Raw genomic sequence first — 11,287 nt, forward strand, 5'->3', positions numbered from 1 at the left:
ATTATGCGTGTACCCCTGTCATGGCTGCGCGAGTTCGTGCCTGTAGCCGAGGATGCTTCGGCTGAAGATTTGATGGCAACCCTGGTGAAGGTTGGCCTGGAAGAAGAAGACGTTCACCGCCCCTCTGATGAGCTATCCGGCCCGATTGTGGTTGGTCAGGTGCTCTCTATGGAGCCGGAGACCCACTCGAACGGCAAGACCGTGAACTGGTGCCAGGTGCGCGTGGTTCCGGAGGGTCAGGAGCAGCCTCTGACCGGTAAGGGCATTGAGCCTTCCGGTGTTCAGGGCATTATTTGTGGTGCCCACAATTTCGTACCCGGCGACAAGGTTGTTGTGACCCTGCCCGGCGCTGTTCTGCCCGGTGGTTTTGCGATTACCGCTCGTAAGACCTACGGCCACAAGTCGGCTGGCATGATTGCTTCGACTCGTGAGCTGGGTATTGGTGATGATCACGACGGCATTCTGGTGCTTTCGACTCTGGGCCTGGACCCGGAGCTTGGTACCGATGCGATGGAGCTGCTGGGCCTGTACGATCAGGCTGCTGAGGTGAACGTGACCCCGGATCGCGGTTACGCGTTCTCTCTGCGCGGTATTGCTCGCGAGTGGTGCCACGCTACCGGTTCTTCCTTTGAGGATTTTGTGCTGGCGTACGGCGAGCGCGCCCCGGAGGCGAACGAGTCCGGTCACCCGGTTTCTCTGCGTGATGACGCCCCGATTCACGGTAACCCCGCATGCACTCGTTTCGTGATGCGTGAGGTGTCGGGCGTGAAGGCGGATGCGCCGGTTCCGACGTGGATGTCTTCGCGTCTGCGTCTGGCGGGTGTGCGCTCGCTGTCGCTGCCGGTGGATATTTCGAACTACGTGATGCTGGAGACCGGTCAGCCGCTACACTTCTACGATGCTGACAAGGTTCAGGGTGAGATTGTGGTGCGTCGCGCCGCTGCTGGCGAGAAGCTGGTGACCCTGGATGGTGTTGAGCGTACTCTGCACCCCGAGGATATTGTCATTGCTGATGATTCCGGCGTGATTGGTCTTGCCGGTGTGATGGGCGGCGCTTCGACTGAGGTGACCGATTCGACTACCCGCATTCTGGTGGAGTCTGCTCGTTTTGATGAAGTGTCGGTGGCTCGTACCGCTCGCCGTCACAAGCTGATTTCTGAGTCCTCGAAGCGTTTTGAGCGTGGCGTGGATCCGCAGATTCAGGCTGCGGCTGCTCAGCGTGCGGTTGAGCTGCTGGTTGAGCTGGCTGGTGCTCAGGTTGAGCCGGGTGTTACTGATGTGTCGCTCGGCTATGAGCCGGTCGTGATTGATCTGCCCGCTGATTACACTGCTGGTCGTATTGGCGTGGATTACTCGCCGGAGCAGATTGAGTCCTGCCTGCGTGAGATTGGCTGCTCGGTGGAGCGTACCGAGTCTGGTTACGCGGTGACTGTCCCGTCGTGGCGTACTGACCTGCGTGCGAAGGAGGACCTGACTGAGGAAATCGCACGTATTGACGGTTACGAGAACATCCCCTCGACTCTGCCGGTGGCTCCTGCGGGTCGCGGTTACACTCCGGAGCAGGCGGGTAAGCGTCGTGCGCTGAACGCGCTGGCGGCTTCGGGTCTGACTGAGGTTTTCGCGTACCCCTTCGTGTCGGCTGATGCGAACAACCTGTGGTCGGCTCCGTGGGTGAGCACCCCTGAGAACCCGGTAACTGAGGTTCCTTCGGTTCGCCTGGAGAACCCGATTTCTTCGGCTGAGGGCTGGATGCGCCGTTCGCTGTTGCCGGGTCTGGTTGAGGTTCTGAAGCGTAACCTGTCTCGCGGTTTCAAGAACCTGGCTATTTTTGAGGCGGGTCACGTGTTCATTCCGGGTGAGCAGCTGGGTTCGGAGTCCATTCCGCCGCTGGGTGCTCGTCCTTCGAATGAGGTTCTGGCTGATTTGAACGCCGGTATTCCGCATCAGCCCACTTTCATTGCTGGCCTGTTTGCTGGTACTGAGCATGAGGTGATGCCCGGTGCTACTCCGCGCGCTTTCGATTGGCGTGACGCTCTGGACGCCGTGCGTCTGGTTGCTGACGCTGTTTCGGCTGAGATTCAGGTGCGTAACGGTGTGCACACTGCGTTCCACCCGGGCCGTGTGGCTGAGGTTCTGAACGCTGCCGGTGAGCGTGTTGGTTTTGCTGGTGAACTGCACCCGAAGCTTCTGCAGGAGCTGAACCTGCCTGAGCGTACCTGCGCGTTTGAGCTGGATTTCTCGGCGCTGTTTGCTGGTCGTGTTGAGGCGCGTCAGGCTACTCCGGTGCTGACTTTCCCGGCTGCTACTCAGGACGTGGCGCTTCTGGTGGACCGCGATCTGCCTGCTTCTGAGGTGGAGCGTGTTCTGCGTGAGGGCGCTGGCGAGCTGCTGGAGGACATCCGCGTCTTTGATGATTACCGCGGTGTCGGTATTGATGAGTCGAAGAAGTCTTTGGCGTTTGCTCTGCGTTTCCGCGCACCGGATCGTACGCTGACTGCTGATGAGGCGTCGGCTGCTCGTGAGGCTGCTGTGGCTGCGACTGTTGAGCAGCTGGGTGCGGAACCGCGTGTCTAACCGGGTCTAACCCTAAGGCGTAATGCCTAGTGCTGACGGGGTGGGAGTTGTTGGCTCCCACCCCGTAGCTTTTGGCGTTGCGTGGTGGGTTTACCTGTTGGGTTGGTTTATGAAGCGTTGATAAGCGCTTTCAGTGGTGAACTCATGTGGTTATGGGTACCCTAGAAGATAGATGAAGTGAGGGAGAGAGTAATGGCTAATCGAGAGAACTCGCGCGAACAGGATGAGCTGTCGCAGTCTACTGAGGTCGAAGAAACCTACTTTGAGGATTCTGAGTACGAGGATTCTGAATATGAGGAGTACGACGAGTACGAGGATTACGACGATGAGGAAGAGAACTCCTCCCTTTTCGCGATGAGTGAGGAAGAGCTGGATGACCGCCCGGGCGTAAACTGGCTGTCGGTTCTTTCTGCTGCTGTCGCGGTTATTCTTTCCATTGTTTTGGCTATTGCGGGTGTCCGTGCTTTTGCGTCGGTGAATAATAACGCCGAGTATGCCGGTAAGAGCTGGGTCATTCAGGGCACCTACCAGGATTTGACTCCTGACCTGATTACGAAGGGCAATGTTGCTCGTTATAAGGGCAACTTGCCGGCTGATGACGCGCTGAACGGTAAGACGTATGTGTCGAACCTGAAGGATAAGTATCAAGTGACTTCGGGTGCTCCGATTGAGTTCCGTGGTTCGCAGACTGGTGACGTTCCTTCGGAGTTCCCGCGTGAGGTAGACGGCCTGTTGGTGGAGAAGGGCGGCACTCTTGAGGTCGTCTACACCGCCGAGAAGGGCACGTTGAAGCCTGTGACTGAGGACAGCGTGAACGCTGAGCGTTTTGCCGGTATCGCAAGTATTGTTGGTGCGGTGCTGGTGCTTCTGCTGGGTCTGGGTTTTGCTGTGTGGCTGAACCGCCGTTCGCGCGATGTCGAGTATGAGGACCTGGATGGTCTGGTGGAGGATGAGCGCTAGGCGTTTCTGAATCTTGCGGATTGACCGGTTGACGTTTTGTTGAGGGAGCCTGTTTCTGGCGCACATGATGTTGCTGGAGGCGGGCTCCTTTTTCGCGCTCGCCTACCGGAGGTCTCTTGACCGGCGCAGCGCACCAGTCCACAATGTTCTTGCACGCTATGCATTCATTGTGAGGTTATGCGCCCGAATGTGTAGATACACGCTACATTCGCGGCATTTTGCGTGACAGTTGGTGAGATAAACCCTGAAATTTCCCCCATATCTTGGAATAATCCATATTTGGTGCGCATATTTATGTGCATATGTATTATCTTGGGTAGTAAAGAATGTTGCGCTGCGCCACCGTTGGGCAGCTCCGTTCTGAATTCGTGATTGGCACCGTAGGAAGAAGAGATATTATGCCTTTCCCCTCGACCAAGATCGCGCGTCAGGCACGCATCGTTGAATTGCTGCAGACCCGACGTGTCCGCTCCCAGGCTGAACTGGCGCAGTACCTGGCCGATGATGGTATGAAGGTTACTCAGGCGACCCTTTCCCGTGATCTTGTTGAAATTGGCGCTGAGCGCATCCGTGATGAAGGCGCTGGCTTGATTTATGCTGTGCCGAATTACCCTGCTCGTCGTGGCGGCGGTACTGCACCTGATGCCCGTATGATTTCCCTGTTTAAGGAACTGCTGATTACCGCTGAGGGTTCGGCAAATATTACGGTTCTGCGTACTCCTCCGGGTGCTGCGCAGTTCTTGGCGTCGTCTATTGATCAGGGCGGTCTTGAAGCGATTATGGGCACTATTGCCGGTGACGATACGGTAATAGTGATTACTCGTGACCCCAATGGTGGGGCTGCGCTTGCCGAGAGCTTCTTGGATTGGTCTGCTGCTCAGTAGTAGCTGGGGCGTATCTTGCGCTGTTCTTCTGATATTTCGGGGGGAGCGGTTGAAGGTACGCCCTTCTGCTGTCTTCGGGCTCTTTTGTGGGCTTCTAGCTCGGCTTCTCTTTTTCTAGATATACCGATTTTTGTGGTGAGAGTTTTCTATCATGTCTGAAATGCGCGATTCAGCGAACAATATTGCCTACCTTTTGGCGGAAGCTGCTTCTGGTTCTGGTTCTGGTTCTGGTTCCGGTTCTGATTCTGGGGCTAAGGCGGCTTTGGCGATTCCGGCTTCTGACTCTGCTGATGTGCAGGTGGTGAGCTACACGCAGTTGGCGTCTGCGGCCGCGCAGGTTCAGCGTCATGTGGCGGCGCTCGGTGTTGAGCGTGGTGACCGTGTGGCGTTGTCTATGCCGAACGTGGCGTTGATGCCGGCGTTGTATTACGGCATTGTGGCTGCGGGTGCGATTTGTGTTCCGTTGAATCCGCTGTTGTCGGGTGCTGAGCTGGAGTATCATCTGCGCGATAGCGGGGCGAAGGTGCTTTTTGCTTTTGCGGGTACTCGTCTGGCGTCGGAGGCACCCTCGACGGTGCCGGTGAAGAACGGTTCGGTCCGTTGCGAGATTTTCACCGGGGGAGAGGGCTCACCGATGGCTCCTTTTGATGCGCCTGCCGATAGTGCGCTGTCAGCTGCTGTTCTAGAGCCTGTCCCGGTGGCGGCGAGTGATCCGGCGATTATTCTCTACACTTCGGGTACGACGGGCAAACCTAAGGGGGCGACGCTGACTCACGCGAATATCCTCTCGAATGCTCGTAGCTGCGTGAGCGTTTTTGGTTTCACCGCTGATGATGTCATTTTTGGTGGTCTTCCGCTGTTCCATGCGTTTGGTCAGACGGTGTCGATGAACGCGGCGTTTGCGGCGTCGGCTACGGTGGCTTTGCTGCCGCGTTTTACCCCTGATGGCGCGCTGAATCTGATGGAGCGTGCCGTGGTGTCGGTGTTGGCCGCGGTCCCGAGCATGTATGTGTCGTTGGCGGCGGCGCTGGAGGCTGAGCCTGAGCGTGCGCGCTCGCTGCGTGGTCGCATCCGGTTCGGCATTTCGGGTGGTTCGCCGCTGCCTGCGCCGGTGCATTCTGCGTTGAAAACGCTGATTGAGTGCCCGGTGTATGAGGGCTACGGTTTGAGCGAGACGTCGCCGGTGGTTTCGTTTAATCAGGCGGAGTTCGGCATGGTGCTCGGTTCGGTGGGTCGTGTGCTGCCGGGCGTGCAGGTGCAGGTCCGTTGCCCGCAGGGTTCCGAGTGCGCGCCGGGTGTGAGCGGTCAGCTGTGGGTACGCGGCGAGAACGTGATGGCTGGCTACTGGAATAATCCTGCGGCTACTGCTGAGGTTTTTGACGGCGAGTGGTTTGCGACCGGCGACGTTGCTCGTGTTGATGAGCAGGGCAATATTTTTATTGTGGACCGTATTAAGGACATGGTTCTGCGTAACGGCTATTCGGTGTATCCGCGTGAGATTGAGGATATTCTCTATACCCATGAGCAGGTGCAGTCGGTAGCTGTGTTGGGCGTGCCGGATGAGCGTGTGGGCGAGGAGGTTGTCGCCGTGGTCAAGCCGCGTCCGGGTGCTGATGAGGGTGTGCTGCAGGCGGAGTTGAATGCGTTGGCGCGCACTCGTTTGGCGGCGTATAAGTATCCTCGCCGCTACGTGATGGTGGAGAGCATGCCGCTGGGGCCGACCGGCAAGATTCTTAAGCGTGACTTGCGGGTTGTGATTCAGCGGGGCTAATCCCGGCAGATGGTTCTTGTCGCTCATCTGAGGACAAGCGCGGGTGAAGAGGGTAGAATTTTGTAGGCGGCTTCTACCGCGTTATTGTTCCCGGGTAATTTTTCCGGGGCTATCCCCTTCACGAAAGAGAGAGCATGAGCGTTCCCGCTTCTGAGGCTTCGCGAACCCCTATTGAGCAGTTGATTCCGACTGCTTGCGCTACGATTCCGAATTACCCGCATGAGGGTATCCTCTTTTACGATGTGACCACTCTCTTCGCTGATGCTGAGGTGTTCAAGGCGTGCATTGATGAGCTGGCTGCTCGTTTTGATGGTCAGTTTGATGTGGTGGCTGGTGTTGAGGCTCGCGGTTTCTTGCTGGCTTCTGCGCTCGCGTACGCTACGGGCACTGGCATTATGACGGTTCGTAAGGCGGGTAAGCTTCCGCGTGAGACGTACCGTGAGGAGTATGCGCTGGAGTACGGTAGCGCCGCGATCGAGATTCACTGTAGTGATTTCGCGCCGGGCACCCGTGTTCTTCTGCTGGATGATCTGCTGGCGACTGGCGGTACTCTGGTGGCTGCCGCGAAGTTGGTGGAGCGCGCGAACCTGAAGGTTGCCGGCGTTGGTGCTCTTCTGGAGCTGGAGGGCCTGGGCGGTCGTGAGGCGCTGGACGGTTACCGTCTTGAGACGCTGAGCTTGGTCTCTGAGTACCCGCTGCCGTCGAAGTAGTTTTATAGAGTTTGAGGCGTACCGTCCTTTGGGCGTGTGCAGCTGATATTGATGAGGGGTGCCCCGCCGGTTGAGCCGGTGGGGCACTTTTCTGTGGGGGTAATATTTCGGCGCTACGGAGCCTGTCCTGTAAAATAGTGACCCGTATTTTTGGGTGCCTGTCGCACCCTGTCTTTGAGACACCATAGGTTTAAGGAGCTTACGTGTCATCTGAATCTTTGCCCCAGCAGTCTGCTGATTCTTCGGCGGCTGAGAAGCTGTTTGCTGAGCAGATGGCTGCGGAGCGTGAGTATGTTGCTCGCGTATATGCCCGTCTGGATGAGCTCCGTGAGGAGACGGCTGAGAAGCTGGCTGCTGTGCGTAAGAATCAGGCGGTGGGCGGTCATCAGAACCGTTCGGAGCGTGACTCTTTTGCTACCCACTATGAGGATCGTTTGGCGCAGCTGAATGCTGTGGATTCTCGTCTGACCTTTGGACGCCTGGATATGGACCGTGAGGGTGCTGATGCGGTGCGCTATATCGGTCGTATCGGTATTACGGATAGTAATCAGCAGCGTCTGCTGATGGATTGGCGTGCCCCGGAGGCGGGTACGTTCTATCAGGCAACTGCTTTCCACTCGATGGGTGTGCGCCGTCGCCGTCACCTGATGCTTGAGGGCCGTACTGTCGTCAATATTGAGGATGAGGTCTTCGATTCGGAGATGCTGCAGGATGAGGATTCCCTCCACGGCGAGGGCGCTCTGCTGGCGGCGTTGAATAAGAAGCGTACCGGCCGCATGGGCGATATTGTGGCGACGATTCAGGCTGAGCAGGATGCGATTATCCGCTCGGAGCTGCCGGGTGTGCGTGTGGTGCAGGGTGGTCCCGGTACCGGTAAGACAGCTGTGGCGCTGCATCGTGCGGCGTATCTGCTGTACACGAACCGTGAGCGCCTGTCGAAGGCTGGCGTGCTGGTGGTTGGCCCCTCGAATTCGTTCATGTGGTACATCGAGCGTGTGCTTCCGTCGCTGGGTGAGACCGGCGTGGTGATGTCTTCGTTGGCGACCCTGTATCCGGGTCTGCGTGCTGTGCCTGAGAAGGACCGCGCGGTTGCCGCGTTGAAGGGCGATTTGCGCATGGTGAAGGTTATTAAGTGTGCGGTGGCGGATCGTCAGAAGGTGCCGGCTCAGGTTCAGCGTCTGAATGTTGAGGGTACTGATGTTGAGCTGACTCCGGAGATGGTTCGTTCGGCTCGTTCTCGTGCTCGTTCGACGGGCAAGCCGCATAATGAGGCTCGTGAGACGTTCGTGAAGATTCTGTTGAAGGAGCTGACTGCGAAGCTGGATGATCAGCTGAACCGTGCGGCGGGTCGTGTGGTGGAGCGTCCGTATCTGCAGGATGATGTGCGTGCTTCGATGGATGTGCGCCGCGCCCTGAACCTGGTGTGGATGCCGCTGTCGCCGGAGACTCTGTTGCGCTCGCTGTTCTCGAAGCCGCATTACTTGGAGTCTGCGACCCGTGAGCTGTCGAAGGCTGAGCGTGCTCTGCTGGCTCGTCCGGCGGAGGCTCCTTTCACTGAGGCGGATGTTCCGCTGCTGGATGAGGCCGCTGAGCTTCTGGGTGATTTTTCGAAGGTGACCGGTGCGGCTGCGGCGGCTCGTGCTGCGGCGGAGCATCGCGCGAACCTTGAGAACGCTGCGAAGGCGCTGGAGAATGTTCACCAGTCGCTGGAGGATATTGGCGCTGATGGCGTGATTACTCCTGAGCAGATTGCGATGATGAATGAGGTTCGTGGCGAGCGTATGACGGCTGCGGCTGCGGCTTCTGCTGATCGTACGTGGGCGTATGGCCATATTGTGGTGGATGAGGCTCAGGAGCTCTCGCCCATGCAGTGGCGTCTGCTGATGCGTCGTTGCCCGATGAAGTCCTTCACGATTGTGGGCGATATTGCTCAGGCTTCTTCTGCTGCGGCTGCTTCGTCGTGGTCGCAGGCGTTGGCGCCGTTTGTGGGTGAGCGTTTCACTCTGGATGAGCTGACGATTAATTACCGTACTCCGGCTCAGATTGCTGAGGCAGCGGTGTCGGTTGCTCAGGCTGCCGGTTATGAGGTGTCTGCGCCTCGTGCGGTGCGTGAGGGCAAGTGGCCTCCGCTGGTGCATGAGGTTGCCGCCGAGTCTGTCGTGGAGCAGACCGTGTCTGTGGTCAGCGAGGAGGTCGCTCATTCGGGTGGCGCTCTGATTGGTGTGGTGTGCCCGCCGAGCCTGTATGTTCAGACGGCTCAGGCTGTTGCTCGTGCTCATGCTGACCGTACGGGTACCGCGCAGACGGCTTTGGAGAATCAGGTGCTGGTTCTGACTCCGTGGGAGGCTAAGGGCCTGGAGTTTGATGTTGTGGTGATTGTTGAGCCGCAGCAGCTGATTGATGATGCTGATGGTGCTGTGGGTGACTTGTACGTGTCGATGACTCGTCCGACTCAGCGTCTGCACATGGTGGGTTCGCGGATGCCTGCGGGCCTGTAGTCTTCGTGGCTCTGTAGCACCTTTCTATTATTTCTTTGAGCCGGTGCCGTACCGGTTTGGGCGCTCGCTTGGGTTTTTCTGAGCGTTTGTGCCGGTGCGGTGCTAGGCTTGTTACATATTTTGTTCGAGCGCCTTTGGGCGTTGTTACCTTGTGAATGGGAGAAGCATGTCTGCCGAGATCCTCAACGCGCAGCATAATGACGATACCTTCGAGAATATTTGGCAGGAGCTGAAGTGGCGCGGCCTGGTGCACGTGAGCACTGATGAGGCTGCTCTGGAGAAGGCGCTGAGCGAGGAGAGCCTGACTTTCTACACGGGCTATGATCCGACTGCTGCGTCCCTGCACCTGGGTCACCTGGTGCAGCTGCTGGTGATGCGTCGTCTGCAGCTGGCTGGTCACAAGCCGCTGGGCCTGGTGGGTGGCTTCACCGGCCTGATTGGTGATCCGCGTCAGACTTCTGAGCGTGTGCTGAACTCTCCCGAGGTTGTGGCTGAGTGGGTTAAGTCTCTGCGTGCTCAGATTGAGCGTTTCCTTTCTTTCGAAGGTGAAAATGCTGCTCGTATGGTGAATAACCTGGACTGGAGCGGTCAGATGTCTGCTCTGCAGCTGCTACGCGATGTTGGTAAGCACTTCCGCGTGGGCACCATGGTGAAGAAGGAGATTGTGGCGAAGCGCCTGAACTCTGATGAGGGCATTTCGTACACCGAGTTCTCGTACCAGATTCTGCAGGGCCTGGACTTCCTGGAGCTGAACCGTCGTTTCGGCTGCACTCTGCAGACCGGTGGTTCTGATCAGTGGGGCAACCTGACCAGCGGTACCGAGCTGATCCGTAAGGTCGAGGGTAAGAGCGTTCACGCTATTGGTACCCCGCTGATTACTAACTCTGATGGCACTAAGTTCGGTAAGAGCGAGGGCAACGCTATTTGGCTGAACCCGCAGATGTGCTCGCCGTACGCTTTCTACCAGTTCTGGCTGAACACTGCGGATGCGGATGTGCTGGATCGCCTGAAGGTGTTCACTTTCTTGACTCGTGCTGAGATTGCTGAGTTTGCGCAGAAGGTTGAGAAGGAGCCGTTTAAGCGTGAGGCTCAGAAGACTCTGGCGTACCTGGTGACTTCGCTGGTTCACGGTACTGAGGCTACTGATCAGGCTGTGGCTGCTTCGGAGGCTTTGTTTGGTAAGGGCGATTTCGCTGCTCTGGATGAGGCTACCCTGGAGTCTGTGGTTGCTGAGCTTCCTTCGGCTAAGCTGTCCGAGGACCGCCTGGACATGATTTCTGTTCTGACTGAGCTGGGCTTTGCGAAGTCTAACTCTGAAGCTCGTCGCATTCTGAAGGAGGGTGGCGCTTCGGTGAACGGCGTGAAGGTTCAGGGCGAGGACGCAGCTATTTCTAAGGATGATCTGCTACACGGTCGTTTTGCGATGGTTCGCCGTGGCAAGAAGAACCAGGGTGCTGTAGAGCTGGTCTAGTCTCTTCTGACTTTCTCTATACATATAGAGGGGGAGGGGTTCTTCTCTACTGAAGTATTCATTACTGAATGTTCGGTGGGGGAGTGCCCCTCCTTTTCTGTTCCCTATATACATTCCCTATATACACAGAGCCCCTCCGTCAGGAGGGGCTCTTCTTGTATCGCTCTGCTGCCCTCTGGCTCTGGGGTTTCTTGGTTTGTCTTTGTTGGCGAGGGCTTTGGGCGCCTTTCGACCCTGTTTTGGGGCTCCCGAAAGGGGAATTCGCAGATTTTTAAGGTTTTTGGAAGTTTTTTAAAGATTTTTTAGCACCCATAAAACGCACTGACTAGGCATTTTGATGTTTGTGAGGGTATTTGAGACCCTTTCAAGACCCTGTTTGTGTCCCACTTCACCCATTTTCGGGTTGCAGGGGCGTTTAG

7 protein-coding genes are annotated in these 11,287 nt (G+C 57.3%); all 7 read left to right on the forward strand.

What is annotated here, in order from left to right; translation table 11 throughout:
- Positions 1 to 3 precede the first annotated feature (3 nt).
- The 7 genes from pheT (at position 4) to tyrS (ending at position 10,868) form a co-directional block, all read left to right on the forward strand.
- A complete protein-coding gene (pheT, locus tag HMPREF2919_RS00765; protein ID WP_070665724.1) occupies positions 4 to 2,574 on the forward strand; it encodes a phenylalanine--tRNA ligase subunit beta in 2,571 nt (856 codons plus the stop codon).
- A gap of 192 nt (positions 2,575 to 2,766) precedes the next feature.
- Positions 2,767 to 3,534: a hypothetical protein gene (locus tag HMPREF2919_RS00770; RefSeq protein WP_049345348.1), complete on the forward strand. Its 768-nt coding sequence runs from the start codon at positions 2,767 to 2,769 to the stop codon at positions 3,532 to 3,534.
- Between the two features lie 398 nt (positions 3,535 to 3,932).
- Positions 3,933 to 4,418 (forward strand): arginine repressor, encoded by a 486-nt coding sequence (locus tag HMPREF2919_RS00775; protein WP_049345349.1) that lies wholly within the window; start codon positions 3,933 to 3,935, stop codon positions 4,416 to 4,418.
- 151 nt (positions 4,419 to 4,569) lie between these two features.
- A complete protein-coding gene (locus tag HMPREF2919_RS00780; RefSeq protein ID WP_070665727.1) occupies positions 4,570 to 6,189 on the forward strand; it encodes an AMP-binding protein in 1,620 nt (539 codons plus the stop codon).
- A gap of 134 nt (positions 6,190 to 6,323) precedes the next feature.
- Entirely contained in the window at positions 6,324 to 6,899 is a 576-nt protein-coding gene (locus HMPREF2919_RS00785) for an adenine phosphoribosyltransferase (protein WP_044150631.1), read from the forward strand.
- Positions 6,900 to 7,102: 203 nt separating this feature from the next.
- The gene (locus tag HMPREF2919_RS00790; protein WP_141754824.1) at positions 7,103 to 9,397 is read left to right on the forward strand and encodes a HelD family protein; all 2,295 of its coding nucleotides are present in this window, start codon (positions 7,103 to 7,105) and stop codon (positions 9,395 to 9,397) included.
- Between the two features lie 166 nt (positions 9,398 to 9,563).
- The gene (tyrS, locus tag HMPREF2919_RS00795; RefSeq protein ID WP_070665730.1) at positions 9,564 to 10,868 is read left to right on the forward strand and encodes a tyrosine--tRNA ligase; all 1,305 of its coding nucleotides are present in this window, start codon (positions 9,564 to 9,566) and stop codon (positions 10,866 to 10,868) included.
- Positions 10,869 to 11,287: the final 419 nt, after the last annotated feature.

This window comes from Rothia sp. HMSC068E02 (assembly GCF_001813565.1).
In the GTDB taxonomy this organism is placed as follows: Bacteria; Actinomycetota; Actinomycetes; order Actinomycetales; family Micrococcaceae; genus Rothia.

Coding starts and splice junctions, on each gene's coding strand:
- pheT (WP_070665724.1), top strand. CDS start 4: ATGCGTGTACCCCTGTCATGGCTGCGCGAGTTCGTGCCTGTAGCCGAG.
- HMPREF2919_RS00770 (WP_049345348.1), top strand. CDS start 2,767: ATGGCTAATCGAGAGAACTCGCGCGAACAGGATGAGCTGTCGCAGTCT.
- HMPREF2919_RS00775 (WP_049345349.1), top strand. CDS start 3,933: ATGCCTTTCCCCTCGACCAAGATCGCGCGTCAGGCACGCATCGTTGAA.
- HMPREF2919_RS00780 (WP_070665727.1), top strand. CDS start 4,570: ATGTCTGAAATGCGCGATTCAGCGAACAATATTGCCTACCTTTTGGCG.
- HMPREF2919_RS00785 (WP_044150631.1), top strand. CDS start 6,324: ATGAGCGTTCCCGCTTCTGAGGCTTCGCGAACCCCTATTGAGCAGTTG.
- tyrS (WP_070665730.1), top strand. CDS start 9,564: ATGTCTGCCGAGATCCTCAACGCGCAGCATAATGACGATACCTTCGAG.